Below are 24,795 nucleotides of genomic sequence, written 5' to 3' on the forward strand. Positions count from 1 at the left end.
TCATCACACCGACCGCTGGTAGGAGCGGAAGGTGCGGATCGACAGCCACACGGCCGCGATCGCCAGGGCGAGCAGCGCGCCGCCGCGGCCGAGGATGTCGCCCGGGTCGGGATGGTCCGACAGCGCCGAACGGCCCGCGACCATCGCCCAGTCGAGTGGGTTGAAGTCGGCGATGTGCCGCATCCAGCCGGGCATCTGCGCGGGCGCCATGAAGGCGCTGGAGAGGAAGGTCAGCGGCAGCAGCAGGAAGGTGTTGATGCCGATGATCGACTCTCGCTCGCGCACCAGCATGCCGAGCGCGTTGGACAGGGCCCCGAAGACCGTGCCGAGCAGCACGGTGGCCAGCACGAGGACCGCGACACCGCCGACGCCGCCGGGGTAGTCGGCTCCGCCGAGCAGGCCCAGCAGGACGATGACCACCGACTGGAACGCGGTGACCAGCCCGTTGTTGACGACGTTGCCGTTCATGAGCGCGGCCCGGCTGACCGGCGTCGTCAGGAAGCGGTCGAGGGTGCCGCGCTGGATCTCCTCCAGCGTGCCCATGCCGGCCCACATGTTGGAGCCGAGGGCGCTCATCACCACCACGCCCGGCACCAGGTAGTCCAGGTACGAGGTGGTGCCGAAGCCACCCAGCTCGACGACCTTCTTGAAGAGGTTGCCGAACAGGAACAGCCAGATCACCGGCTGGATCAGGGTGACGATCGCATAGGCGGGCTGGCGGGCGAACACCCGCAGTTGGCGCTGCGTCATGTACCAGGTCTGGGTGAGTGCGGCGCTCATCGCACACCCCCGGCGAGGACGGCCTCGGGCCCGGCCTGCACCTCGGCGTAGCGGCGGCCGGCGTGGCGGAGGTAGACGTCGTCCAGCGAGGGCCGGGCGACGGTGGCCGAGGCGACACTGGCTCCGGCCCGGTCCAGCGCGGCGAGCAGCGCGGGCACCGCGGCCGCTCCGTCGTCGACGCGGACGCTGATCCGGCGCCCCTCGCACAGCGCCTCGTGCACGGCGGGCAGTGCGGTCAGGGCGTCGGTGAGCCGGGTGCGGCCGGCCTCGCCGACCGGCTCGCCCAGCTCCATGTGGACGGCGTCGCCGCGCAGTTCGCCCTTCAGGGCGTCCGGGGTGCCCTCGACCACGATCCGGCCGCGGTCGACGATCGCGATGCGCTCGGCGAGCCGGTCGGCCTCCTCCAGGTAGTGCGTGGTGAGCAGGATCGTCAGGCCCTCCTCGCCGGCCAGCCGGCCGATCTCCTCCCACATCGCGGTGCGTGCCTCCGGGTCCAGTCCGGTGGTCGGCTCGTCCAGGAACAGCACCTCGGGCCGGTGCACGAGCCCGAGGGCGACGTCCAGGCGGCGCCGCATGCCGCCCGAGTAGCCCTTGACCGGCCTGCGGGCGGCGTCGGCGAGGGTGAACCGCTCCAGCAGTTCGTCCACCCGGCGGTTCAGCGCGGCGCCGCTCAAGCCGTAGAGGCGGCCCTGGAGTTGCAGGTTCTCGCGGCCCGTCGCGACCGGATCGGCGCCGGACTGCTGGGCGACCACGCCGATCGCGCGGCGCACCCGGCGGGGGTCGCGCAGCACGTCGTGCCCGGCGACGGTGGCGGTGCCGGAGTCGGGGCGGGCCAGGGTGGTGAGGATCTTGACGGTGGTGGACTTGCCGGCGCCGTTGGGGCCGAGGAGCCCGAAGACGATACCGGGTGCCACGGTGATGTCCATGCCGTCGAGGGCGGTGACGTCACCGGGGTAGGTCTTGGTCAGCTGACGCGCCTCCACTGCGGGCGCACGGGTGTTCATGGCGACTGCTCTCCTGAATGAGCGGATGACGGAAGATCCGCCGAGCGAGCGGATCATGGAAGATCCGCGTGAAGAGCGCCGGGCTATCCTGGGTGTGCCGCACCTCGATGGCCCGGAGCCGCCGCACGGCGGATCCGTTTCGGGGTTCGCGACCCCGGCGGAGCTGCTGCAACAGCCCTGCCGGGGTCGGACTTCTCACCTGGGTTCACAGGAATTCGGCCGGCAGCTCCCCCGTCTCGTGATAGCGCCGCCAGCCCTCCACACCTGGCAGCGTGCCCTTGCGGATCTCCTCCAGGAAGCCGCGGACCCAGTCGGTCTGCGCCTGGAGCATGTGCAGCTGGTACTCCGTCTCCACGAGGAAGAGCCGCGGAAGGGTCTCGCAGAGCTTGTCCAGCGCGCCGCGCCCGCCGGCCACCTGCACCTCCAGGGTGCTGAGCCGCTCCTGGAGCAGCCGCACCACGTCGTCGGGGTGCAGGACCCCCATGACGGACAGGGCGGTGTCGAAGATCGGGTACTCCCTGACCGGTACGGCCATCAGGTCCGACAGCCATTCGGTCAGCTCCTGGCGTCCGGCGTCGGTCAGTCCGTACACCGTGCGCTCGGGGCGGTTGCCCTCCCGCTCGACGTCGGTCACCTCCACCAGGTCGTGCTTCTGGAGGCTCTGTACGACCGTGTAGAGCGAGCCGTAGTTGATCTTCGTGCTGTTGTCCTTGCCCTGACGGCGCAGGGTCTGGGCGATCTCGTACGGATGCATGGGCTTCTGCCAGAGGGTCGCCAGGACCGCGAGCGCCAGCGGATTGCCGAGCTTGCGTCGCTTCACGGCCATGGCCATCACCTCGTTCCCGAATATCCGTAGCCGAACATATCGCGTTCCGACCCCGAGGGCAACACACACGATGTATCGCGTCTATTCGGGCCGTACGGAGGGAGGGTCAGTCGCCTCGTACACGGGCGTGCAGATGCATGTCGTGCCAGCCGTCGGGGTGCAGCAGGGCGCTGCGCCGGGTGCCCTCCGGGGCAAAGCCGGCCTTCACGGCCACGCGGCAGGAGGCCTCGTTGTCGGTGGCGTGGGAGAGTTCGAGGCGGTGCAGGCCGATCTCGTCCAGCGCCCAGCGCGACAGGGTGGTGGTGGCCCGCACCGCGACACCCCGGCCGCGCGCCCGCGCGACCGTCCAGTACGCGACCTCGGCGACACCGTCGCCGAGCACGATCTGGCGCAGCGCGACCCGGCCCAGCAGTTCGCCGGTGTCCGCGCCCACGACCGCCCACTGGGCCTGGTTCTCCTCCTTCCAGCAGGTCTGCCACTGCGCGATCCAGCCGGCGACCTCCTCCTCGGAGTCGGCGGCCCTGATGTGCCACTGGTGCATGACGGGATCCTGGAAGGCGGCGTGCACGGCCGGCGCGTCCCGCGCCTGCCAGGGGCGCAGCAGCAGGCCGTCGCCGGTGGGAAGGGTGGGCTGGGCGGTGCGGGCGAGGGTGCCGGCGGGTACGACCGGGCTGGTGAGATACGGCATGATCCACATCCTGCCGAGCGCCCGGCCGCCGGTGCACCCGCATTCCGCCGCCTCGTACCCTTGACCCCGATGAGACGCCGCACGCCACCCCCGCCCGCCCCGCTCCCCCAGCGCGACGGTGTCGATCCCGTGCGGGTGCGGCTGCCGTACGGCGGGACGTGGGCCACCGTGCGGGAGCATCTGGTGGAGCGGCTGACGGGGGCCGGTCCAGGAGTGGTCTCCTCGATGTTCGACGCCGGGCTGGTCGTCGGCGCCGACGGACGGGCGGTGGCGCCGGACGCGCCGTACGAGCCGGGGATGTTCGTGTGGTTCCATCGCGAACTGCCGGCCGAGGTGCCGGTGCCGTACCCGGTGGAGGTGATGTACCAGGACGCGCACATCGTCGTGGCGGACAAGCCGCACTTCCTCGCCACGACCCCGCGCGGCACCCATGTCGCCCAGACCGCGCTGGCCCGGCTCCGTCACGAGCTGGGCATCCCGACGCTGACGGCGGCGCACCGTCTGGACCGGCTCACCGCGGGTCTGGTGCTGTTCACCGTACGGCCGGCGGAGCGCGGGGCGTACCAGACGCTGTTCCGGGACCGGCGGGTGCGCAAGGAGTACGAGGCGGTCGCCCCGTACGACCCCGCGCTGGTCCTGCCCCGGACCGTGCGCAGCAGGATCCTGAAGGAGCGCGGGGTGCCGGCGGCCCGGGAGGTCGAGGGCGAGCCGAACGCCGAGACGTTCGTGGAGCTGACGGAACACCGGGGCGTGCTGGGCCGGTACCGGCTCCTTCCGGCGACCGGGCAGACCCATCAGCTGCGGGTGCATCTGAACGCGCTCGGCGTGCCCATCCTCGGCGATCCGCTGTATCCCGAGGTGACCGCCCCGGTGCCGGCCGGTGACTTCCGGCGCCCGCTGCAACTGCTCGCACGGAGGCTGGAGTTCACCGATCCGGTCACCGGCAGGGCGCACGCGTTCGTCAGCGGCCGTGTGCTCCGGGCGTGGTCGTCCTACGAGGACTGGGCCGAGGGCCAGGGGGCCGGTCCCGTCGGCGACCGCGGCGCCCCCGCGCGGTGGGGCGGGAGCGCGGGCCGAGGCCCGGCCTGATCCAGGTGCGGGGGACCTGGCCTGTGGCCACGCTCCGCGGTCCTTACTCTCCGCGCCACCAGTCGAGCAGGCGCCTCCAGACGCCCCGTCGGCGGGCCGGTCGCGGTGCCGTCGGATAGGGCTCGGCCGCGGCGGGGGGCGGGGTGCTGGGCCGCGGCCCGGCGGCCGGGACCTGCTCGGCGCGCGGGGTGCCGACCTGCCAGGTGGAGCGCTGCGCCGGGACGGCCACGGGCCGGGGCGGGAGGTTGACGTCCTGCTGCGGCTTCGGTTCGAAGCGCACGGGCAGGGCCACCAGATGCCGGGAGGCGATGGACGAGCGCCAGTGCAACTCCTCCTCCGGGCAGTCGAGTTGGACGTCGGACAGCCGCATCAGCAGCGCGTCGACGCCGACGTCGGCGATGGCACGGCCGATGTCCTGGCCGGGGCATTCGTGCGGGCCGCCACCGAAGGCGAGATGGGAGCGGTTGCCCTGCATGCTCGCGGACAGGTCCGGGCGGATGCGCGGGTCGAGGTTGCCCGGCGCGGGCGCGAAGAGCAAGCCGTCGCCCTTGCGGATGCGCTGCCCGCCCAGCTCGGTGTCCTGCTTGGCGTAGTAGCCGAAGACGGTGCTGAACGGCGGCTCGTCCCACAGGGACTGCTCGATCGCCTCCGGCACGGTCATCTGGCCGCCGCTGAGCTGGGCGCGGAAGCCCGGCTCGGTGAGGACCATGCGCAGCGCGTTGGCGAGGAGGTTCGCGGTGGCCTCGTAGGCCGCGAAGAGGACGAGCCGCAGGTGTTCGCGGACCTCGTCGTCGCTGAGTCCGGCCGGGTGGGTGACGAGGTGACTGGTGAAGTCGTCCTCGGGCCGGGCGCGGCGCCGGGTGGTGAGCCGGCTCAGCGCGTCCATGACGTAGGTGTGGCTCTGGATGGCGGTCTCGGTGCCCTTCAGGGCGTCCCGAGCGGCCTGCACCATCCGGTCGTTGTACTCCTCGGGCATGCCGAGGATCTCGCACATGACGGCCATCGGCAGATGCTCGGCGAACTGCGACACCAGGTCGGCCCGGCCGCGTTCGCAGAAGCTGTTGACCAGGCCCTGGGTGTAGCGGCCGATGTGGCGGCGCAGGGTGCGCTGGTCGATGGTGGCCATGGCCGAGGTGACCGCCGCGCGCAGCCGCTGGTGCTCGTCGCCCTCGGCGTGCGAGCAGATCGGCTGCCAGGCGATGTGCGGCATGAGCGGGTGGTCGGGTTTGACGGTGCCGTCCGCCAGCGGGCTCCAGATCCGGCTGTCGCGGGTGTACAGCGAGGGGCTGCGCACCAGATGCAGGTTCTCGGCGTGGCCGAGGACCACCCACATCGGTACGTCCTCGTGCAGCAGCACGGGCGCCACGGTGCCGTGCTGCGCCCGCAGCCGCTCGTAGAGGTCGCCCAGGTCCTGTGCGTCGGGGCCGTAGAGCCGCTGTGGACCACCGGCGCCGAGGCCGTGCGCGGGGCAGCCGGGCGGCGGGCCGGGGGTGGGGTCTGTGTCGGTCAGCGAGGGGGAATCAGGCGTCACGGTGTCGCTCCGGAACGGGAAGGTGTGGGGGTCGTTCGACTGCGGATCGGATCAGGTGAGGGCACGGGACAGGGCGATCGAGTGCAGGAAGCGCATGAGGGTCATCAGCACGTCTCTGCTGGAGGCCCGGCGGCGTACGTCGCACTCGACGATCGGGATCTCCGGGATCAGATCGAGCGCGGTGCGCAGCTCCTCGACGGGGTAACGGGGCGCGTCGGGAAAGGTGTTGACGGCGACGACGAAGGGCACACCGCATTCCTCCAGCCGGCCCATGACGTCGAAGCTGACCTCCAGACGCCGGGTGTCGACGAGGACGACGGCGCCGAGCGCGCCTTCGAACAGCCCGTTCCACAGGAACCAGAAGCGCTCCTGGCCGGGGGTGCCGAACAGATAGAGCACCAGTTTGTCGCTGATGCTGATGCGGCCGAAGTCCATGGCCACGGTGGTGGCCGTCTTGGAGTCGGAGCCGTAGTTGTCGTCCACGCCGATACCGGCCTGGGTCATGGTCTCCTCGGTGGTCAGCGGTCGGATCTCGCTGACGGCACCGACCATGGTGGTCTTGCCGACGCCGAAACCGCCCACGATCACGATCTTCACCGCGGCCTGGGCCGTGTGCGGCAGATGATCCTCGGTGCGCGGGCCGGGGATGGCGTCAGAGGCGTTGAAGTCCATGCATCACCGCTTCGAGGATGGAACGGTCGGGAACCGACTGACGGGCGATCGGGGAGCGGGCCTGCACCAGTTCGGCCGTGATCATCTCGGTGATCAGGACGGTCATCGCGCTGAACGGCAGGTTCAGATAGGCCGACAGCTCGGCCACGGACAGGGGGTTGGTGCACAGCCGCAGTACCGAGCCCTGCTCCGGCGAGGCGGCCGGCTGGGGCGCGGAGCGCGCCACGATCAGCGTCACGAGGTCGAGTTCGGCGCGGGCGCCGTCCTCGGATCCGGCGACCGTGTACAGCCGTTCGGGGTTCTTGGGTTCGGCCTCGCCGTCCGCCTGTTCCGGCGGCTGCGGCTGCGGCTGCGGTGGCTGTGGAGGCGGCGGGGGCTTCGGCTCGCGCCGTTTGCGTCGCGGAGCAGTCATACGGTCTGCCCGTTCCGCCGGGGCGGACTGGTGAGATGGGCGCCGATCCGGACGACGAGGTCGCGCATCATGCCGCTCATCCGGCCGGGCTCGCAGGTCACGTCGGCGAGTACGGCGAGGAAGGCGTTGTCGCCGGCGTTCATGAGGTAGAAGTAGCCGCCGTCGATCTCGAAGACGACGACCTGCATGTCACCGGCGCCCGGGAGTTCCTGGATGATGGCGCCGGCCAGGCTCTGCACGCCCGCGCAGGCGGCGGCCACCCGGTCGGCGGCGTCGGGGTCGCCACCGTAGCGGGCGATACGCAGTCCGTCGGCGGAGAGGACCACGATCATCTCGATGCCCGGCACGCCGTCATTGAGCTGCTTGAGCATCCAGTCGATGTTGCCTCGCTGCTGGATCACTTGAGGTCCCTCTCGTCGTCGGCCTCGGCCTCGCCCTCGCCGGGCTCGTCCGCATAGTCGTTGAGCAGGTGCACGTACTTTTCCGGATGCCGCGTGAAGTCGGTCAGTTCGGGCCCGGTGGCGCCCTCGGGCATGCCCTTGCGCAGGCCGTTCCAGAAGTCCTCGATGCCCTGGCCGATCGGCCGCTCCCTGAGCTTCTTGATCTCGGGGTCCATCTCGGGTTCGGGGTCGGGCTTGGGCTGCGACCAGATGGTGGGCCTGCCCTCGCGCTCGGCGCGCTCGATCTCGGCCTGCTCGGCGATGCGCTGGCTCAGCGGGGTCTTCACCCGGCTGCGGCGCTGCGGCAGACCGCCCGCGGTCCACTCGGTGACGACGGGGACGTCGTCCTCCATGGAGATCCCGGCCGGGATCTTGGGGCTGGTGGGGCGGCGCTTCTTGGGCGGGCGCTTGGGGCCCTCCACGGCGCCGAGTTCGGGCATCGGCGTACCGGTGGCACCGATGCCGTGGGCGGCGCCGACGCCGGGCTCGGTGGTCGTCATCACGCGCGGCACGATGAGGATCGCGCGGACGCCGCCGTAGGCGGAGGCCCGCAGCGAGACCTCCATGTCGAACATCTTGCTCAGGCGGCCGACGACGGCGAGGCCGAGGCGCGGGTTCTCGCCGAGGTTGTGGGCGTCGTCGAGGTTCTTGGCGTCCTCGATCATCTTCTCGATGCGGGCCCGGGACTCCTCGCTGAGGCTGACTCCGGCGTCCTCGATCTCGATGGCGATACCGGCCTGCACCTCGGCCGCGGTGACATGCACCTTGGTCGTGGGCGGCGAGTAGCGGGTGGCGTTGTCGAGGAGTTCCGCGGCGGCGTGGATGACCGGCTCGACGGAGGTGCCCTTGATGTTGATGTTGACGATGGAGTTCAGCTGGATGCGCCGGTACTCCAGGATGCGCGACATGGCGCCGCGCATGGTGCTGTAGAGGGAGACGGGCAGGGGCCACTGGCGGCCGGGGCGGCCGCCGCCGAGGACGCCGATGGTGTCGGCGAGACGGCCGATCAGCGAGGTGCCGTGGTCCAGGCGCAGCAGGTCGTCGAAGACCTCGGGGTTGCGGCCGTGGTCCTCCTCCATCTCCCGCAGTTCGTTGGACTGCTGGTGGACGATGGCCTGGATGCGGCGGGCGATGCTCACGTAGGAGCGCTCGGTGGCGTCGCGCATCGAGATCTCGTGGTCGGCGCCGCGCAGGGCGACCCGGAACATCTCGCGGTACATGTCCGGCAGGGCGCGCAGCTCGGGGTCGACGTCGTAGATGTTCTTCAGGACGTCCCGGAGCGGTTCTCCGGCGCGCAGCCGCAGCAGACCGGTGGGGATGATGTCGGTGGCGAACTTGTCGATCAGTTCGTCCTGGGCGGCGATCCGGTGCTCCAGATACGCGGCGTGCCGGGCGTGCTGGTCCTGTTCCTCGCGGAGCCTGCGCCCACGGCGGGCGGCCTCGGCGCCCGTGGCGAGGACCAGCAGCACGGCCAGGGCTCCGACCGCGCCGATGGCGATCCGGGCCGAAGCCGGCGACAGGGCGACAGCGGCCCCGGTCGCGCCGGCCATCAATATGGCCGGCGGCAACAGCACGCGCGCATAGGGACGTTCACGGCGACCGGGAGGCTTCTGAACACTCACCATGGATGCCTTCTGAGACGAGTCGGCTGGGTGTCGGGAGAGCTTTTGGGGGGAAGATTCATGGAACTGATGGGATCTATCGCATGTTTGGGAACAGGCGCACGAATTCACCTCAACTCGGTGCGCCGCGGGCGAGCTTAGTCCGACCGGATCATCGCCGTGTCATATTCGGCAAGCACCTGAAATCGCCCCCGCAGCCGGAGTACGCTCATCTTCATTTACACACTCAGCTGCTATTCGAACACGTTCGGTAACGGCATGCGGGCATACGAAAACCGCCCACTCCTTCGAGTGGGCGGAGGGTCAACTGCCCCGAGGGGCGCGGGGAACTGCGCACACGACCGCAGCCCACCCGCACCCGCGGACCGAGCAGGTCACCCCACCGACGAGTAGGCGACCACACCTCGCAGCAACTGGTCGACGGCCTTCCGCGCGCTCTTGGCCACGGTCGAACCCTGCACGGGCGCCGCCGCCGAGATCTGCCCCAGCACGTCGATGACCTGCTTGCACCACCGTACGAAGTCCCCCGCGGGCATCTCCGCCTCGCGCAGCACCTCGTCGAGCCCCTTGCCCGAGGCCCACATGTACGCGGCCCAGGCGAAGCCGAGATCCGGCTCGCGCTGGCCGACGCCCTCGGTCTGGTTGATCCGGAACTCCTCTTCCAGAGCGTCGAGCCGGCCCCAGATCCGGACCATCTCACCGAGCGCGGCCTTCGCCTTGCCCGAGGGCAGCTTGGGCGCCATCGCGTCGTCGCCGACCCGCGCCTCGTACACCAACGCCGACACGCACGCGGCGAGTTCGGCGGGGCCGAGGTCCTCCCAGACGCCCTCTCGCAGGCATTCGCTGGCCAGCAGGTCGAGTTCGCCGTACAGCCGGGCGAGTCGCCTGCCGTGCTCGGTGACCTCGTCGGCGCGCAGATAGTCGAGTTCGGTCAGCAGCGCCACGATCCGGTCGAAGGTCCGCGCGATGGTGTTCGTACGGCCCTCGATGCGACGCTCCAGCTGTGAGGTGTCGCGCAGCAGCCGGTGGTAGCGCTCGGCCCAACGGGCGTGGTCCTCGCGGTCGTTGCAGCCGTGGCAGGGGTGGGCCCGGATCTCGGTGCGCAGCCGGGCGATCTCCTGGTCGTCGGCGGCCTGCGAACGCTTCTTGCGGGCGCGCTCCGGCGGGATGTGCCCGGCCTTGGAGCGCAGCGCGGAGGCCAGGTCCCGGCGGGACTGCGGGGAGCGCGGGTTGAACGACTTCGGGATCCGCATCCGGTCCAGCGGCTCGACCGGCACGGGGAAGTCCATCGACGCCAGCCGCTTGACCTGCCGCTCGGCGGTGAGCACCAGCGGACGCGGGCCGTCGTGGTGGTCGAAGCCGCGATGGCCGTTGGAACGGCCCGCGGGCAGGCCGGGGTCGAGCACCAGGGCCAGCCCGGCGTACTTGCCCGTGGGGACGTGGATGACGTCGCCGGGCCTGAGCCGCTCCAGGGCGGTGACGGCCTCGGCGCGTCGCTGGTTGACGCCCTGCCGGGCCAGCTCGGTCTCGCGGTCCTTCAGCTCGCGGCGCAGCCGCGCGTACTCCTCGAAGTCGCCGAGGTGGCAGGTCATGGAGTCCTTGTAGCCGGCCAGGCCCTCTTCGTTGCGCTGCACCTGGCGGGAGATCCCGACGACCGACTTGTCGGCCTGGAACTGCGCGAAGGAGGTCTCCAGAAGCTCGCGCGAGCGGTGCCGGCCGAACTGCTCGACCAGGTTGACCGCCATGTTGTACGACGGCCTGAAGCTGGAGCGCAGCGGGTACGTGCGCGTGCCCGCGAGACCCGCCAGGTGCTCGGGGCTGATACCGCGCTGCCACAGCACGACCGCGTGGCCCTCGACGTCGATGCCGCGGCGGCCCGCACGGCCGGTCAGCTGGGTGTACTCGCCGGGGGTGATGTCGGCGTGCTGCTCGCCGTTCCACTTGACGAGCTTTTCCAGCACCACCGAACGGGCGGGCATGTTGATGCCGAGGGCGAGGGTCTCGGTGGCGAACACCGCCTTGACCAGGCCGCGGACGAACAGCTCCTCGACGACCTCCTTGAAGGTCGGCAGCATGCCCGCGTGGTGGGCGGCGATACCGCGCTCCAGGCCCTCCAGCCATTCGTAGTAGCCGAGGACGTGCAGGTCCTCGGTCGGGATGGAGGCGGTGCGCTCCTCGACCAGGGCGCGGACCCGCTCCCTCGCCTCCTCGTCATTGAGCCTGAGGCCCGCGTACAGGCACTGCTGGACGGCGGCCTCGCAGGCGGCGCGGCTGAAGATGAAGGTGATGGCCGGGAGCAGACCCTCGGAGTCGAGGCGCTCGATGACCTCGGGCCGGCCCGGTGTCCACACGCGCGAGCGCTGTCTGCGCTCGCGCTCCCGGTCGGCCTCGCGCATCGCCCGGCCGCGCCTGCGGTCCTGGTACGACGGTCTGGTGGCCTCCATACGGGCCAGGCGGACGAGGTCGGGGTTGACGGCCTTCTTGTGGCCCTCGCCCTCCTCGAACAGGTCGTACATCCGGCGCCCGGCGAGCACGTGCTGGAACAGCGGCACGGGCCGGTGCTCGGAGACGATCACCTCGGTGTCGCCGCGGACGGTGTCCAGCCAGTCACCGAACTCCTCGGCGTTGGACACGGTCGCCGACAGTGACACCAGGGTCACCGAGGCGGGCAGGTGGATGATCACCTCTTCCCAGACGGCGCCGCGGAAGCGGTCGGAGAGGTAGTGCACCTCGTCCATGACCACATGACCGAGGCCGAGGAGGGTCTGGGAGCCGGCGTAGAGCATGTTCCTCAGGACCTCGGTGGTCATCACGACCACCGGGGCTTCGGAGTTCACGCTGTTGTCGCCGGTGAGGAGGCCGACCTTGTCCGTGCCGTAGCGCCGGCACAGGTCGGCGTACTTCTGGTTCGACAGCGCCTTGATGGGTGTCGTGTAGAAGCACTTCTTGCCCTGCTGGAGGGCGAGGTGGACGGCGAACTCGCCCACGATCGTCTTGCCCGAGCCGGTGGGGGCGGCCACCAGCACGCCCTTCCCCGCCTCGAGCGCCTCGCAGGCCTCGATCTGGAAGGGGTCGAGGCCGAAGTCGTACATCTCGCGGAAGGAGGCGAGCGCGGTGGCCTGCTCGGCTGCCCGCCTGCGGGCTGCCGCATACCGCTCGGCCGGTGAGAGGTCCTCTGTCATCGTGCTTTCGAGCGTACCGGGCCCCACTGACAACCGGACGATCATTATCCCGATCGTGCGCCTCACGGGACGACGGTGGCGACGGAGGTGAGCGCCCGGATGCCGGTGCCGACACGGCGATGCCCCCGCCGGTGGGGCGGGGGCATCGTGCGCGGCCGGGTGGGGCCTGGGCTCAGGTCACGTCGTCGTAGCCGTTGACCCGGTCCGTGCTCGACTGCTCGGGCAAGGCCCGGCTGGCCGGGACCGGCTCGACCGCACCGATGTCCTCGGGGGTGAGGTCCAGGTCGGAGGCCTCGTCGTCGTCCGGACCGTCTTCCTCGCGCCGTCGCTTGCGCCGGTCGTTCGCCAGCGAGAAGAGCACCGCGCCGAAGTACAGCACCCAGATCGGTCCGGCGAGGGCCAGCATGGAGAGCGGGTCGGTGCTGGGCGTGGCCACGGCCGCGAAGACCGTGATGCCGAGGATCATGCCGCGCCACCAGCCGAGCATGCGCTGGCCGGTCAGTATCCCGGTGAGATTGAGCATGATCAGCAGCAGCGGAAGCTCGAAGGAGAGACCGAAGACGATCACCATGCGGGTGACCAGCTGGAGCAGGTCGTCCAGCGGCAGCAGGTTCTTGATGTTGCCGTTCGGCGTGAAGTCGATCAGCACCTTCGCCGTGGTGGGCAGCACCTCGTAGGCGAAGAAGGCACCGGCGAAGAACAGCGGGGCGCCGGTGAAGACGAAGGCGTAGGCGTACTTCTTCTCGTGCCGGTGCAGACCCGGCGCGACGAACGCCCACAGCTGGTAGAGCCAGATCGGCGAGGCGGCGACGACGCCCGCCGTCAGGGAGACCTGGAGCGCCAGCGTGAACGGGGCGAGGAGCCCGTTGATCGTGATCTCCGCACACTGGTGCTTGGTGGAGGACTTCGCCAGCTGTTCGAAGGTCTCAGCGCAACCGACCGAGTCGAGGATCGGCTTGGTCAGGAAGTTGATGATGTCGTTGTAGAAGAAGGCGGCGACGATCGTCACGACGACGATGGCCAGCAGCGCCTTCGCGAGCCGGTTGCGGAGCTCACGGAGATGATCCGCGAGGGGCATCCGCCCCTCGGGGTCTCTCTCCTTCTTGCGGGCAGACTTGGGCAACCCACGTCCTCATCTCGTGCGGGAGGCCGGGGACTTCCGGCCCTGCGTCAGCGCTGGTTGGTGTCCGTCGGCTCGTTGACCGGCCGCGAGCTGGTCACGTCGCCGGGGGACGCCTGGATGGTGCGCTGAGCCGGAGGCTGTTCGTTGGAGGCGGGCGCCTGGGCGGAGGTGTTGCCCTCCTCCTTCATCGCCTTGGCCTCGCTCTTCAGGATGCGGGCGGACTTGCCGAGCGAGCGGGCCATGTCCGGAAGCTTCTTCGCGCCGAACAGCAGCACGATGACGACGAGGATGAGAATGATCTCGGGGGCTCCGAGCCTTCCGAACATAAGTCTTTACCTTCTCACCGAGGCGGCTGGGGTGGGATGCTGTCCGACCAGTCGGACATGTGTCCGATGGTCGTGCTGGCAGCGATCGTAACGCTCAGGGGTAAACGTGAGGCAATCCCCGTGCGTACTCCCGGTCCGCGGTACGGGCCTCGTTCTCCACACCGCGACAAGCAGCGTACCTGTCCCGATGGGCGGCGTGACAGGGCGAAGTGACACAAAGCGCTTGCGTCGCGGGGTCCGCAGACGTCACCCGGCGAGGCTCACAGGGCGTCCGCGGCGCGGGCCGCGCCGGCGGCGGCACGCTCCAGGTCCTCGGCCGCCCTGTTGATACGGCCGGCGGAGTCCGCGACCTGCCGCCCGAGCCGCCGCGCCTCCAGGAAGACCCGCACGGCGAGCACCCCCAGCACCGCGAGACCCAGGAAACCCACCGCTACCGCGAACATCGGCCAGAACATGAGGTCGAGACTAGACCGTCCCCGGCCCCGCGCCGCAGCCACCCACACCCCGTGCGGCCCGGCGGGGCTTCCGCCGACGCCGTCGTGCCCTACACCGTGGAGTGCAGCCGCAGTGTGCTGACACCGCCGCCGGTCAGCAGCTCGACGATGCGCTCCCCCGCGGGCTTGCGGACGGCGGCGCCACAGTCGGGGCAGGTGAAGGAGTAGAACGTCGTACGGCTGCTGGCGCCGATGGCGAGGCGCAGCGCGCCCGCAGCGAGCTCGAAGCGGCCCCGGCAGTCCGGGCAGCCCGCCTTGAACACCACGGGGACCACTCTTCTCATCCCGGCGAAGGCGGCCGCCACCGTCATCTCATCCCCACCGGACACCGGAGACTCGCTCAAAGCCCTCGCTCCTCATTCTCTGGTCGTTCGCCCTCGGGGCGCCGACGCTCCGCCGCACGTGCCGCGATGTGCCGTCCTCGGTCAGCGGCGCCGCCGCGGCCGGACGCGCCCGTGCGGCGGAGCCACAGGTCCGACCCGGCACCACGCCCCTTCGGGGCCTCGCCTCACCGGCCGGAGCCCGCCGGCTGCGCCGTGTCGTACGCCGCCAGCGCCTCGCGGGCCGCGCGGCGGGCACTGTCGGCCAGGTCGGGCGGAGAGACGATCCGGCCGTCCGGGCCGAGCCGCAGCGCCAGCCGGCGCAGCGAGGCCGGATCGGGGGTGCGCAGAGTGATACGCAGCCCGCCGTCGGCAAGCTCATCCGCGCTGTCGTGCGGGTAGTACTCGGCCACCCAGCGACCGCCCGGGCCGACCTCGATCACGACCTCCGGATCCTCGGCGGCCGGCTGCACCAGGGCCTCGGAGAGGTCACGCAGTTCTATCTCCGGCGGCGCGGACGGCTCGTCCAGGATTCTGATCTCGGCGACCCGGTCGAGCCGGAAGGTGCGCCTGGCCTCGGAGCGGCGGCACCAGGCCTCGACATAGGTGTGTCCGACGCTGACCAGGCGGATGGGGTCGATCTCGCGCTCGGTGACCTCGTCCCGCGCCGGGGAGTAGTAGCGGATCCACAGCCGGCGGCGCTCGGAGATCGCCCGGTCGACGTCGGCGAAGACCCCGCCCTCGGACTCGAACGTCACCGACAGCCGGGAACTGGCGCCCGCGGCCTCACCGGCGGCGGCCTCCACCTTGGCGGTGGCCCGCAGCAGCGCCTGCCGGTCGCCCTCGCGCAGGCCCGGCAGGGTCGCGACCGCGCGAGCGGCCACCAGCAGGGCGGTGGCCTCGTCGGCGGCGAGCCGCAACGGCTCGGCCGCCTCCTCGCCGAGCGCGGCCGAGTTGTGCCACCAGATGCGCTCGCCGTCGGTGTCGATGTCCAGCAGATCGCCGCCGCGGAAGCTGGTGCCGCACATGGGCAGCAGATCGAGGTCGGCGACCAGCTCGTCCTCGGTGATGCCGAAGGCGCGCGCCACATCGGCGATCCGGGCGCCGGGGCGCTCCCGGAGATAGGTCACCAGCGAGAGCATCCGCCGGGTCTGGTCGATGGCGTTCACGGGCCTGACCGGTTTGCCTGCCACAGTCCTGCTCCCCCTCAGCCCTTGGCCACGGCCCGCAGCCGGTCGACCACGTCCGCCCGCAGCTCGGCCGGCTCCAGGACCACCACGTCCGGCCCGAACTCCACCAGCCAGGCGTCCAGGCCGTGCCCGTACGGAATCTCCAACTCGTCCCAGCCGTCGCCGAGTTCCCGGACTCCGGCGGCCTTCGCCCGAAGGGGGTAGCCCGAACCGGAGCGCAACCGGATCAGGGCCGTGCCGTCGGCGATCTCGCCGGCCCAGCTCGCGACGGTCTCGCGCACCGTGACCACGTCGGGCACGTCCGCGGTGAAGCCCGTACCGCGCGAGCGGACCCGGCCGGTGATCCTGGAGAGCCGGAAGACGCGCTCGGCGCCCCGGTCCCGGTCGAAACCGGCCAGATACCAGTGCCCGCGCCAGCACTCCAGGGCCCACGGCTCCACATGCCGGGGCTCGGGGCGGGCGGCGGAGGCCTTGCGGTAGTCGAAGACGACCGGGCGGCGATCGCGGCAGGCCAGCATCAGCGGCTCGAAGGCGGCCTCGTGCACCGGGATACGGGGTTCCAGGGCACCGTGCGCCTCGTACGGGTCGACGTCCTCGGGCAGCCCCGCGGCACGCAGCTTCTGCAGGGCGCCGCTGGCGGCGCCGGCCAGCCGGGCCTGCTGCCACACCTTCGCGGCGAGACCGAGCGCCGCGGCCTCCTCGGCGTCCAGGGTGATGGGCGGCAGCCGGTTGCTGTCGCGGCGGGCGAGATAGCCGACCTCGCCGTCCAGGTTCTCGACCGTCTCGATGACCAGGCCCAGCTCGCGCAGGTCGTCCTTGTCCCGCTCGAACATCCGGTTGAAGGAGTCGTCGTTGCCCGCTTCGAGGTAGGCCTCGATGGACGCACGCAGCTCGCGCTTGCTGAGTGGCCGCCGTGCGCCGAGCAGACACAGCGCCAGATTCATCAGCCGCTCGGCCTTGGCAATGGCCATCGACGCCCTTCGCCTTTCCTCAGGTGCTTCCGGGCGATGACCGTACCGCTCCGGAGTGTGGTGACAAAAGCCGAGGGCCCATGCCCGGACAGGCATGGGCCCCAGATGATCGGATCCGATCAGACGGCGATGAGGTCGACCACGAAGATCAGGGTCGAGCCGGCCGGGATGAGCGGGCTCGGGCTCTGGTCGCCGTAGGCGAGGTGGGCGGGGATGGTCAGCTGGCGCCGGCCACCGACCTTCATGCCCTGCACGCCCTGGTCCCAGCCCTTGATGACCCGGCCGCCGCCCAGCGGGAAGCGGAACGGGGAGTTGCGGTTCCAGCTGGCGTCGAACTCCTCACCCGTCTCGAAGGTCACACCCACGTAGTGCACGGTGACGGTCTGGCCGGCCTGCGCGACCTCGCCGTCGCCCTCCCAGATGTCCTTGATCTCAAGGTCCTTCGGGGGCTCTCCGCCCGGGAAATCGATCTCGGGCTTGTCGATGCTCACGTCAAAAGCTCCTGCTTGTGTACGACACGAAACGCCAACAGTCTTTCATCTCCGCAGCTCGCATACCCGCCGCGGGCACCCGAGGCTACATCGCCGCGAGGACGTCCACCGTGAACACCAGCGTCGAGCCCTTCTTGATGACACCACCGCTCGGCGGAGTGTCGCCGTAACCCAGCTCCGGCGGGACCACGATCAGCACCCGGCTGCCCACCTTCTTGCCCGTCAGACCCTGCGCCAGGCCCTTGACCGCCTGCTGCATCTGCTCCAGCGCGAACTGGCTCAGCCGCCCCGAGCCGTACGTCTGCTGGAACGTCTTGCCGCCGTCCCAGACCAGCCCCTGGAACTGGCACAGGACCGTCTGGTCGGACGTCAGCTCCGGCCCGTCGCCCTCCAGGACATATGTCGACACGAGCTTCTTCGGCGCGTCCGTCTTGGGAATCGTGACCTTGGGGGCGTTGCCGTCCGTGTTCGTGGCCACCTTCGGCAAGGAGGCGTCGCCCTGCGCGACCGGCTTGCCCTTCGCCGAACTCTTCGAGTTGAAGGAATCGATCACATCGATCACGAACACCAGCGTGTCCGTGCCCTTGATACCCGCCTGCGGCTCACCCGACTTGCCGTAACCCCAGGTGGGCGGCACCGCGATCGCGATACGGCTACCGGTCTTCCGGCCCGTCAGCGCATACCGCCAGCCGTCGATGACACTGCCCTCGGCGAGCTGCAGCACCAGCGGACGCTTCTTGTCGTAGGAGTTGTCGAAGACCTTGGCCGTGTCCCAGATCTGACCCAGGTAGTTGGCCTGGACGAAGTCGTTCTCCGCGACCGCGCGACCACCGCCCGCGATCACCGTCTTCACCGCCAGATTCTTCGACGGCTCCCCCGGCCCCTTGGCCACCGTCGGCTTCTCGCCGAACTTCACGCCCGCCGTGATCGCCGGCAACGGCCCGTCCACGATCTTCGGCGGCGGCACCGACGGCACCGACGGCGACGGCGAGGCACTGGCCTTGCTGGAAACGGACTTGCCGTCACCACACGCGGCGAGTGTGACCAGTCCTGCGGGAACAGCGGCGAGGAGAAGTGAGCGTCGGCGCACGGAAGAGCCTCGTAATCGGTCGATCTTGCGGATGACGTGCGCGCAACTCTACGGCGTGAGAAGGGCGCCGTACGAGAAACGTACGGCGCCCGTGTGGCGTTCCGGCATTTCGCACCCGAAACGCTCGACTCACTCGCTTTTCGCTACATTCCGGCGATCAGCTTCTCCACCCGGTCGTCCACCGAACGGAACGGGTCCTTGCACAACACGGTGCGCTGCGCCTGGTCGTTGAGCTTCAGATGCACCCAGTCGACCGTGAAGTCCCTGCGCTGCTCCTGCGCCCGCCGGATGAAGTCGCCGCGCAGCCGCGCACGAGTGGTCTGCGGCGGAACCGACTTGCCCTCGAAGATCTTCAAGTCGTTGCAGATCCGCGCCGCTTGGCCCTTGCGCTCCAGCAGGTAGTACAGCCCACGACGGCGGTGGATGTCGTGGTAGGCGAGGTCTATCTGAGCGACCCGCGGATGCGACATCGTCATGTTGTGCTTGGCCCGGTACCGCTCGATGAGCTTGTACTTCATCACCCAGTCGATCTCGGTGGCGATCCGGTCAAGCTCCTCGCTCTCGATCGCGTCCAGCGTACGACCCCACAGCTCGAGAACCTGGGCGACCGTGCCGGTACGGATACCGCGGCGGTCGCAGAAGTCCACCGCCTTGTCGAAGTACTCGCGCTGCACCTCCAGCGCCGAGGCCTCCCGGCCACTGGCCAGACGCACCTTGCGCCGACCGGTGATGTCATGGCTGACCTCGCGGATCGCCCGGATCGGGTTCTCCAGGGTCAGATCACGCATCACGGTGCCCGCCTCGATCATGCGCAGCACCAGGTCCGTGGCACCGACCTTGAGCAGCATCGTCGTCTCGGACATGTTCGAGTCACCGACGATGACATGCAGCCGGCGGTAGCGCTCCGCGTCCGCGTGCGGTTCGTCGCGGGTGTTGATGATGGGCCTCGAACGGGTCGTCGCCGAGGAGACCCCCTCCCAGATGTGCTCCGCGCGCTGGCTGACGCAGTACACCGCGCCACGCGGCGTCTGCAGCACCTTGCCGGCACCGCACAACAACTGCCTGGTCACCAGGAACGGGATGAGGATGTCCGCGAGTCGCGAGAACTCCCCGTGCCGAGCCACCAGGTAGTTCTCGTGGCAGCCGTAGGAGTTGCCCGCCGAGTCGGTGTTGTTCTTGAACAGGTAGACGTCGCCCGCGATTCCCTCCTCGTGCAGGCGTCGCTCCGCGTCCACCAGGAGTCCCTCGAGAATGCGCTCGCCGGCCTTGTCGTGGGTGACCAGTTCGATCACGTTGTCACATTCGGGTGTCGCGTATTCCGGATGTGAGCCCACGTCGAGATAGAGCCGGGCGCCGTTTCGCAGAAAGACATTGCTGCTGCGGCCCCATGACACGACACGGCGGAAGAGGTACCGCGCCACCTCGTCAGGAGACAGGCGCCGCTGTCCCCTGAACGTGCACGTGACGCCGTACTCGTTCTCCAGCCCGAAAATGCGGCGGTCCATGACTGAACATTACGCCCGATCCCCCGAGCTGAAACGGGGTTCGACAGCACGATTTGGATCATTTTCCGATGAAGCCGCAACGACCCCGCCCCGCGCGGGAGCTGCGAGGACCCGCCCCGTGGCGAGCAGGACCAGCAACGACACGGCCCCCGCCGCACCCGGCACCGCGAAACCCCACACCGTGCCACCGGCCTGGACCACAGGCCCCGCCACCCCCGTCCCCACCGACGCGCCCACGGTGAACGTCGTCACAAGCCAGGAGAACGCCTCGGTGACCGTCCCGCTCGGCGCATGCCGGTCCACGATGATGAACGCGCAGGCGATACACGGCGCCAGGAACACCCCGGACAGCACCGACAACGCCACCATCGCGGGCGCGCCCGGCACCGCCGTCAACGGCAGATAACACACCGCCAGAAGCGCCACCAGAACCCGCAGTCGCCGCTCCGGCACACCCGCCCACTGCCGCGCGCCGTACACCGTGCCGCCCACGAGCGCACCCAGACCGAGCCCCGCCATCATCCAGCCGTAGACCGCGTCACCACCATGGCCGTCGGCGTACGACACCGAAGCCACCGTGATCGAACCCAGCGCGATCCCGACGAACAGGAAGGCCCCGAGCAGCGCCAGCAGACCCGGCGCACGCAGCGCGCCCAGCCAGTGCGCCTCACGCGGAGCCGACCGCCACGCGCGCGAGGGCGGCGAGATCACCACCGACAGCGCACCCAGCACCCCGAGGAGGTTCAGCACCAGCAGAGCGGCCCGTTCGTCCCACACCGACACGCACAGCGTCACCAGCAGCGGCCCGACCGTGAACATCACCTCCTGCGCGATCGCGTCCATGGCGTAGGCGGTGTGCACCTGCTCCTCACGGCGCAGCACCGACGGCCACAGGGCGCGCAGGCCCCCCTCCAGAGGCGGCGTGAACAGACCCGACGCCGCCACGGCCGCGTAAGCGAGCGGCAGCGGATCGGTGCCGCAGAACGCGAACAGCGTCATGGACAGGGCCGCGAGCACGGCCGCGGGCAGCTGGACGCGCGGCTGCCCGTACAGATCCACCAGCCGGCCCAGCACCGGCTGACCCACCGCGTTGGCAACCCCGTACACGGCCGCCAGCCCGCCCGCGAGGCTGTACGTCCCGCCCTCGGCACGGACGAACAGCACCAGCGCGATCGCGGCGGTCGCATTGGGCAGCCGGCCCACCAAAGTGCCCGTGAGCAGCCGCAGCGCATGCCTCGCCCGGAGTATCTCCAGATATCCCGTGGACATGTGCTCGCCTCCAGCGGCTCGACCAGAACGCCGCGACCGGAACGCCGCGACCATCCGACGTTGTACGTATAACTTCCGCTCCCATACGTACCATGTGCGCTGTTCACACGTCCAGACGAACGACCCCGCGAAGGAGCATGCCCACGGTGGCACGCAGCAGCACGCGCCCGACCAGCCGGGACGTCGCCCAGGCGGCAGGAGTCTCCCAAGCCGCCGTCTCACTCGTCCTGGGCGACAAATGGCGCGGCCGCGTATCCGAAGCCACCGCCGAACGAGTCCGCCACGCCGCACGCGAACTCGGCTACCGCCCCAACCTCGCCGCCCGCAACCTCCGCCTCGGCCACACCCGCACCGTCCTCCTGGTCGTACCCGCCCTGACCACGGAATTCTTCGCCGGCGTCTACACCGGCGCCGCACGCGTGGCCGCCGAGAGCGGCTTCGGCGTCGTCCTCTACCCCTCCCCCGAAGGCATCGGCCCCGCCCGCGACCCCTTCGCCTCCGCACAAGCGGCCCTCGACGGCGTCATCGCCTCCTCCATGGCCGCCGACGCGCTGACCGCCATCCGCGGCGACCAACTGCCACTGGTGATGCTGGACAGCGACCCCGAAGGCAGCCTCGGCGCCGCCACTGTCAACCTCGACATCGCCGACGGCGTCCGCCAGGTCACCGAACACCTCCTGGACCTCGGCCACCGCCGCATCCTGCACCTCGCCGCCGACGTCCCCTCATGGACCTTCGAGATCCGCGCACAGGAACTGGCCACCCGCCTGGCCGCCGTACCCGGCACAGAACTGCGCACCGCCCGCGCCCCCATCGCCATCGACGGCGCCCTGTCCGCCATCGAAGCCGCGCTCACCGCACCCGGCCCCCGGCCCACCGCCGTCGTCTGCGACGACGACAAACTCGCCGCCGGCGCCTACAAGGCCCTGCGCCGACTCGGCCTGCGCATCCCCGACGACATCTCCGTCACCGGCCTCGACGACCTCGCCCTCGCCACCGCCATCGACCCCGAGCTGACGACCGTACGCCTGGACGCCGAGCTGTTCGGCGAACGCGGCATGCAGGCCCTGCTCGCCGTCCTGGAGGGCCGCAGCCCGCAGGGCGGGGACATCCCCGTCCACCTGGTCGTCAGAGGCTCCACCGCCCCGCCACAGGCCGCCTAGCCACCCCCGAACGCCGTGTGCCCCGGCCGGAAGAACGGCCGGGGCACACGCAAGGCGAACAGGCAGCGCTGCGGGTCACTCCTCCTCGGAGTCGTCCTCCTCGGCGCTCTCCGCCTCCGTGGCCGCACCGTCCGCAGCCAGCAGACGCGACAGCTGACGCCCGACGATCCGCTTGAACTTGCGCTTCTGCGGACGCGTACGATCCAGCACCGCCACCTCGAGGCGCTCCGCGGGAATCTCCCGCTCACTGCCGTTGGTGTCACGGGACAACGCCTGCACGGCCAGCTTGAGAGCCTCCGCAAGGCTCATGCCGTCACGATGCCGCTGGTCCAGGAAACTGCTGATCTGCTCCGCGTTGCCACCCACCGCGACCGAACCGTGCTCGTCCACGATCGAACCGTCATGCGGCAGCCGATAGATCTGGTCGCCCTCCGGAGTCTCCCCGACCTCGGCCACGACCAGCTCCACCTCATACGGCTTCTCGGCCGCCGAGGAGAAGATCGTGCCGAGCGTCTGGGCATACACGTTCGCCAGACCACGGGCGGTGACATCATCCCGGTCGTAGGTGTAACCCCGCAGGTCGGCGTAGCGGACGCCGCCGATGCGCAGGTTCTCGTACTCGTTGTACTTGCCGGCGGCCGCGAAACCGATCCGGTCATAGATCTCGCTGAACTTGTGCAGCGCACGGGACGGGTTCTCACCGACGAACACGATCCCGTCGGCATACTGCATGACCACCAGACTGCGGCCACGGGCGATGCCCTTCCGGGCGTACTCCGCCCGGTCGGCCATGGCCTGCTGAGGTGAGACATAGAACGGCGTCGACACCGGTTATCCGTCCCTTTCTGTCATGGTCACTGGATCACCTTGATAAGAGAAAGCGGGCCCGCTCTCAGAGCAGGGCGGCCTTGGGGCCGTCCGGCTCCTCCAGACGCCGCTGCAGCACCGCACGGGACACCTCGGAGGCCTCGTCCTCGGTGAGCCGGCGGAAACCGTCCTCGGTGATCACGGTGATGATCGGGTAGATCCGGCGGGCGACATCAGGACCACCGGTCGCCGAGTCGTCGTCAGCCGCGTCGTAGAGGGCCTGCACCACCAGCGTGGTCGCCTGCTCCTCGGACAGATCGTCACGGAACAGCTTCTTCATCGCACCACGCGCGAAGATCGAGCCGGAACCCGTCGACGCGAAGTTGTGCTCCTCGGAACGACCGCCCGTGACGTCGTAGGAGAAGATCCGCCCCCTGTCCCGGTCCACGTCGTACCCGGCGAAGAGCGGCACCACGGCCAGGCCCTGCATCGCCATGCCGAGATTCGACCGGATCATCGTCGACAGCCGGTTCGCCTTGCCCTCCAGCGACAGCTGCGCGCCTTCGACCTTCTCGAAGTGCTCCAGCTCCAGCTGGAAGAGCTTGACCATCTCGACGGCGAGACCGGCCGTGCCGGCGATACCGACGGCGGAGTACTCGTCGGCCGGGAACACCTTCTCGATGTCCCGCTGGGCGATGACATTGCCCATCGTCGCCCGGCGGTCACCGGCGAGCACCACACCACCGGGGAAGGTCACCGCCACGATCGTCGTGCCGTGCGGCGCCTCGAGCACGCCCTGCGTGGGCGGCAGCTGCCGGTTGCCGGGCAGCATCTCCGGCTGGTGCTCCGCCAGGAAATCCATGAACGAAGACGACCCAGGCGTCAGGAAGGCAGCTGGTAGACGCCCGGTGCCACGAGTATTGGCTTCCACGAGTTTCCTTCCAGATAGGCAGCGGCTCGGCGTACGACTTCGGGGTCGTCCCTCAACAGGCCGAGGCCGGAATTGCAGTTGAAGCACAGTACGCCACGGACCCTACCCGTCTTGTGGCAGTGATCCACATGCGCGGCTGGGGCGTCCGGACAGATCGCACACAGTGCCCATTGGGCGACGATCATCGCGTCACGCTCGGCTTCAGTGAGGCCATACTTGCGCTTGAAGTAGCTAGCCCGATTCCGCTCCGCGCGGCAGGACCGGCAGTAGCTCGCCCAGCCGTCGGACGAGGTCTTGTTCCGCTCCCACTCCGCGTACGGCTTCACAACGCCGCACTGCGGACACCGCTTGTGGTCTGGCGGTACGGAGACCTTCTCTCGCACCTTCTTGCCCTTGGCCTCCTGGCGCTGCCGGTAGTACTCGGCGGAGCACTCCCGACAGTAGGCCTGGAGACCGTCTGACATGGACCTATTGTCGGCGAACGCTGCTCGCGGCAGGTGTTCCCTGCACCGCGAGCAGCGCTTCGCCGGAGGATTTTCGCTCACCCCACCGCCCCCCTCACCGCCTTCAATTCGAAGGGAAAAGGGTCTACTGGCCTCCCTTTTGCACGAAGGACCTCACGAAATCCTCGGCGTTCTCCTCCAGGACGTCATCGATCTCGTCCAGCACGGAGTCCACGTCATCACTCAGCTTCTCGTGCCGCTCCTTGAGGTCTTCGGAGGCCTGCGCGTCCTGCGTCTGCTCCTCGACCTCTTCGGTGGATCGCGTGGCCTTCTGCTGTCCGCCGCCGGTGTCCTTGGTTGCCATAACCCTCACCCCGCTCAGTTCGCCTGCCGATCGGTGATGATCAGACCCTACAAGCCGGGTCC

26 protein-coding genes are annotated in these 24,795 nt (G+C 69.9%); 2 read left to right on the top strand and 24 right to left on the bottom strand.

Going from position 1 to position 24,795, the window contains the following annotated elements:
- Nucleotides 1-3 precede the first annotated feature (3 nt).
- The 4 genes from AQI95_RS36460 to AQI95_RS36475 form a co-directional block, all read right to left on the bottom strand.
- The gene (locus AQI95_RS36460; protein WP_067134372.1) at nt 4-780 is read right to left on the bottom strand and encodes an ABC transporter permease; all 777 of its coding nucleotides are present in this window, start codon (nt 778-780) and stop codon (nt 4-6) included.
- Nucleotides 777-1,784 (bottom strand): ABC transporter ATP-binding protein, encoded by a 1,008-nt coding sequence (locus AQI95_RS36465; RefSeq protein WP_067134374.1) that lies wholly within the window; start codon nt 1,782-1,784, stop codon nt 777-779. Before AQI95_RS36465 ends, AQI95_RS36460 begins: the two co-directional genes overlap by 4 nt.
- 205 nt (nt 1,785-1,989) lie before the next feature.
- The gene (locus tag AQI95_RS36470) at nt 1,990-2,610 is read right to left on the bottom strand and encodes a PadR family transcriptional regulator (RefSeq protein ID WP_067134482.1); all 621 of its coding nucleotides are present in this window, start codon (nt 2,608-2,610) and stop codon (nt 1,990-1,992) included.
- A 106-nt stretch (nt 2,611-2,716) separates the two neighbouring features.
- Nucleotides 2,717-3,298: a GNAT family N-acetyltransferase gene (locus AQI95_RS36475; RefSeq protein WP_067134488.1), complete on the bottom strand. Its 582-nt coding sequence runs from the start codon at nt 3,296-3,298 to the stop codon at nt 2,717-2,719.
- A 69-nt stretch (nt 3,299-3,367) separates the two neighbouring features.
- Between AQI95_RS36475 and AQI95_RS36480 the strand changes: the two genes are divergently transcribed.
- Nucleotides 3,368-4,387, top strand: coding sequence for an RluA family pseudouridine synthase (locus AQI95_RS36480; protein WP_067134376.1), 1,020 nt, complete (start codon nt 3,368-3,370; stop codon nt 4,385-4,387).
- Between the two features lie 43 nt (nt 4,388-4,430).
- Here the strand turns inward: AQI95_RS36480 and AQI95_RS36485 are convergent, their stop codons facing one another.
- From AQI95_RS36485 to AQI95_RS36560, 16 genes are all read right to left on the bottom strand, one after another.
- The gene (locus tag AQI95_RS36485) at nt 4,431-5,918 is read right to left on the bottom strand and encodes a cytochrome P450 (RefSeq protein ID WP_067134378.1); all 1,488 of its coding nucleotides are present in this window, start codon (nt 5,916-5,918) and stop codon (nt 4,431-4,433) included.
- A 51-nt stretch (nt 5,919-5,969) separates the two neighbouring features.
- Complete coding sequence (locus tag AQI95_RS36490; RefSeq protein ID WP_067134380.1) at nt 5,970-6,590, bottom strand: GTP-binding protein; 621 nt, start codon at nt 6,588-6,590, stop codon at nt 5,970-5,972.
- Entirely contained in the window at nt 6,571-7,002 is a 432-nt protein-coding gene (locus AQI95_RS36495) for a DUF742 domain-containing protein (RefSeq protein ID WP_067134382.1), read from the bottom strand. The genes AQI95_RS36490 and AQI95_RS36495 overlap by 20 nt, the downstream gene beginning before the upstream one ends.
- Nucleotides 6,999-7,403 carry a roadblock/LC7 domain-containing protein gene (locus tag AQI95_RS36500; protein ID WP_067134384.1) on the bottom strand — a complete coding sequence of 135 codons (405 nt, stop codon included), beginning with the start codon at nt 7,401-7,403 and terminating at the stop codon, nt 6,999-7,001. Before AQI95_RS36500 ends, AQI95_RS36495 begins: the two co-directional genes overlap by 4 nt.
- Complete coding sequence (locus AQI95_RS36505; RefSeq protein WP_244188963.1) at nt 7,400-9,067, bottom strand: ATP-binding protein; 1,668 nt, start codon at nt 9,065-9,067, stop codon at nt 7,400-7,402. The genes AQI95_RS36500 and AQI95_RS36505 overlap by 4 nt, the downstream gene beginning before the upstream one ends.
- Nucleotides 9,068-9,438: 371 nt before the next feature.
- Nucleotides 9,439-12,291, bottom strand: a complete 2,853-nt coding sequence (locus tag AQI95_RS36510; RefSeq protein ID WP_067134388.1) for a DEAD/DEAH box helicase — start codon at nt 12,289-12,291, stop codon at nt 9,439-9,441.
- A 127-nt stretch (nt 12,292-12,418) separates the two neighbouring features.
- Entirely contained in the window at nt 12,419-13,369 is a 951-nt protein-coding gene (gene tatC / locus AQI95_RS36515) for a twin-arginine translocase subunit TatC (protein ID WP_079071767.1), read from the bottom strand.
- A gap of 47 nt (nt 13,370-13,416) precedes the next feature.
- Nucleotides 13,417-13,695, bottom strand: coding sequence for a Sec-independent protein translocase subunit TatA (tatA, locus tag AQI95_RS36520; protein ID WP_067134393.1), 279 nt, complete (start codon nt 13,693-13,695; stop codon nt 13,417-13,419).
- A gap of 260 nt (nt 13,696-13,955) precedes the next feature.
- On the bottom strand, nt 13,956-14,150 hold the full coding sequence (locus AQI95_RS36525) for a hypothetical protein (RefSeq protein ID WP_067134395.1): 195 nt from the start codon (nt 14,148-14,150) through the stop codon (nt 13,956-13,958).
- Between the two features lie 89 nt (nt 14,151-14,239).
- Nucleotides 14,240-14,500, bottom strand: a complete 261-nt coding sequence (locus AQI95_RS36530; RefSeq protein ID WP_067134399.1) for a hypothetical protein — start codon at nt 14,498-14,500, stop codon at nt 14,240-14,242.
- 197 nt (nt 14,501-14,697) lie between these two features.
- A complete protein-coding gene (locus AQI95_RS36535; protein WP_067134401.1) occupies nt 14,698-15,702 on the bottom strand; it encodes a helix-turn-helix transcriptional regulator in 1,005 nt (334 codons plus the stop codon).
- 14 nt (nt 15,703-15,716) lie between these two features.
- Nucleotides 15,717-16,670 (bottom strand): helix-turn-helix transcriptional regulator, encoded by a 954-nt coding sequence (locus AQI95_RS36540; RefSeq protein ID WP_067134403.1) that lies wholly within the window; start codon nt 16,668-16,670, stop codon nt 15,717-15,719.
- A gap of 119 nt (nt 16,671-16,789) precedes the next feature.
- Nucleotides 16,790-17,161: an FKBP-type peptidyl-prolyl cis-trans isomerase gene (locus AQI95_RS36545; protein ID WP_067134405.1), complete on the bottom strand. Its 372-nt coding sequence runs from the start codon at nt 17,159-17,161 to the stop codon at nt 16,790-16,792.
- A gap of 85 nt (nt 17,162-17,246) precedes the next feature.
- Nucleotides 17,247-18,251, bottom strand: a complete 1,005-nt coding sequence (locus tag AQI95_RS36550; RefSeq protein ID WP_067134407.1) for an FKBP-type peptidyl-prolyl cis-trans isomerase — start codon at nt 18,249-18,251, stop codon at nt 17,247-17,249.
- A 143-nt stretch (nt 18,252-18,394) separates the two neighbouring features.
- Nucleotides 18,395-19,756 carry a Pup--protein ligase gene (gene pafA, locus AQI95_RS36555; protein ID WP_067134409.1) on the bottom strand — a complete coding sequence of 454 codons (1,362 nt, stop codon included), beginning with the start codon at nt 19,754-19,756 and terminating at the stop codon, nt 18,395-18,397.
- A gap of 9 nt (nt 19,757-19,765) precedes the next feature.
- Complete coding sequence (locus AQI95_RS36560) at nt 19,766-21,025, bottom strand: MFS transporter (RefSeq protein ID WP_067134411.1); 1,260 nt, start codon at nt 21,023-21,025, stop codon at nt 19,766-19,768.
- 146 nt (nt 21,026-21,171) lie between these two features.
- Here AQI95_RS36560 and AQI95_RS36565 point away from each other — a divergent pair, with 146 nt between their 5' ends.
- Nucleotides 21,172-22,188 (top strand): LacI family DNA-binding transcriptional regulator, encoded by a 1,017-nt coding sequence (locus tag AQI95_RS36565; RefSeq protein ID WP_067134490.1) that lies wholly within the window; start codon nt 21,172-21,174, stop codon nt 22,186-22,188.
- Nucleotides 22,189-22,263: 75 nt separating this feature from the next.
- Here AQI95_RS36565 and prcA read toward each other — a convergent pair whose 3' ends face one another.
- The 4 genes from prcA to AQI95_RS36580 form a co-directional block, all read right to left on the bottom strand.
- Nucleotides 22,264-23,016: a proteasome subunit alpha gene (gene prcA, locus AQI95_RS36570; protein WP_067134413.1), complete on the bottom strand. Its 753-nt coding sequence runs from the start codon at nt 23,014-23,016 to the stop codon at nt 22,264-22,266.
- Nucleotides 23,017-23,080: 64 nt separating this feature from the next.
- Entirely contained in the window at nt 23,081-23,926 is an 846-nt protein-coding gene (prcB, locus tag AQI95_RS36575) for a proteasome subunit beta (protein WP_067134416.1), read from the bottom strand.
- The gene (locus tag AQI95_RS45525) at nt 23,878-24,390 is read right to left on the bottom strand and encodes an endonuclease VII domain-containing protein (protein WP_079071768.1); all 513 of its coding nucleotides are present in this window, start codon (nt 24,388-24,390) and stop codon (nt 23,878-23,880) included. Before AQI95_RS45525 ends, prcB begins: the two co-directional genes overlap by 49 nt.
- A gap of 124 nt (nt 24,391-24,514) precedes the next feature.
- Complete coding sequence (locus tag AQI95_RS36580) at nt 24,515-24,733, bottom strand: ubiquitin-like protein Pup (protein ID WP_067134420.1); 219 nt, start codon at nt 24,731-24,733, stop codon at nt 24,515-24,517.
- Nucleotides 24,734-24,795: the final 62 nt, after the last annotated feature.

Origin of the sequence: Streptomyces yokosukanensis, from assembly GCF_001514035.1 — a bacterium.
GTDB lineage: Bacteria > Actinomycetota > Actinomycetes > Streptomycetales > Streptomycetaceae > Streptomyces > Streptomyces yokosukanensis.

What these genes read in the sequence shown, in the direction of transcription:
- AQI95_RS36460 (WP_067134372.1), bottom strand. Translation starts at nt 780, where the DNA reads ATGAGCGCCGCACTCACCCAGACCTGGTACATGACGCAGCGCCAACTG.
- AQI95_RS36465 (WP_067134374.1), bottom strand. Translation starts at nt 1,784, where the DNA reads ATGAACACCCGTGCGCCCGCAGTGGAGGCGCGTCAGCTGACCAAGACC.
- AQI95_RS36470 (WP_067134482.1), bottom strand. Translation starts at nt 2,610, where the DNA reads ATGGCCGTGAAGCGACGCAAGCTCGGCAATCCGCTGGCGCTCGCGGTC.
- AQI95_RS36475 (WP_067134488.1), bottom strand. Translation starts at nt 3,298, where the DNA reads ATGCCGTATCTCACCAGCCCGGTCGTACCCGCCGGCACCCTCGCCCGC.
- AQI95_RS36480 (WP_067134376.1), top strand. Translation starts at nt 3,368, where the DNA reads ATGAGACGCCGCACGCCACCCCCGCCCGCCCCGCTCCCCCAGCGCGAC.
- AQI95_RS36490 (WP_067134380.1), bottom strand. Translation starts at nt 6,590, where the DNA reads ATGGACTTCAACGCCTCTGACGCCATCCCCGGCCCGCGCACCGAGGAT.
- AQI95_RS36495 (WP_067134382.1), bottom strand. Translation starts at nt 7,002, where the DNA reads ATGACTGCTCCGCGACGCAAACGGCGCGAGCCGAAGCCCCCGCCGCCT.
- AQI95_RS36505 (WP_244188963.1), bottom strand. Translation starts at nt 9,067, where the DNA reads ATGGTGAGTGTTCAGAAGCCTCCCGGTCGCCGTGAACGTCCCTATGCG.
- AQI95_RS36510 (WP_067134388.1), bottom strand. Translation starts at nt 12,291, where the DNA reads ATGATCGTCCGGTTGTCAGTGGGGCCCGGTACGCTCGAAAGCACGATG.
- tatA (WP_067134393.1), bottom strand. Translation starts at nt 13,695, where the DNA reads ATGTTCGGAAGGCTCGGAGCCCCCGAGATCATTCTCATCCTCGTCGTC.
- AQI95_RS36525 (WP_067134395.1), bottom strand. Translation starts at nt 14,150, where the DNA reads ATGTTCTGGCCGATGTTCGCGGTAGCGGTGGGTTTCCTGGGTCTCGCG.
- AQI95_RS36530 (WP_067134399.1), bottom strand. Translation starts at nt 14,500, where the DNA reads ATGACGGTGGCGGCCGCCTTCGCCGGGATGAGAAGAGTGGTCCCCGTG.
- AQI95_RS36540 (WP_067134403.1), bottom strand. Translation starts at nt 16,670, where the DNA reads ATGGCCATTGCCAAGGCCGAGCGGCTGATGAATCTGGCGCTGTGTCTG.
- pafA (WP_067134409.1), bottom strand. Translation starts at nt 19,756, where the DNA reads ATGGACCGCCGCATTTTCGGGCTGGAGAACGAGTACGGCGTCACGTGC.
- AQI95_RS36560 (WP_067134411.1), bottom strand. Translation starts at nt 21,025, where the DNA reads ATGTCCACGGGATATCTGGAGATACTCCGGGCGAGGCATGCGCTGCGG.
- AQI95_RS45525 (WP_079071768.1), bottom strand. Translation starts at nt 24,390, where the DNA reads ATGTCAGACGGTCTCCAGGCCTACTGTCGGGAGTGCTCCGCCGAGTAC.
- AQI95_RS36580 (WP_067134420.1), bottom strand. Translation starts at nt 24,733, where the DNA reads ATGGCAACCAAGGACACCGGCGGCGGACAGCAGAAGGCCACGCGATCC.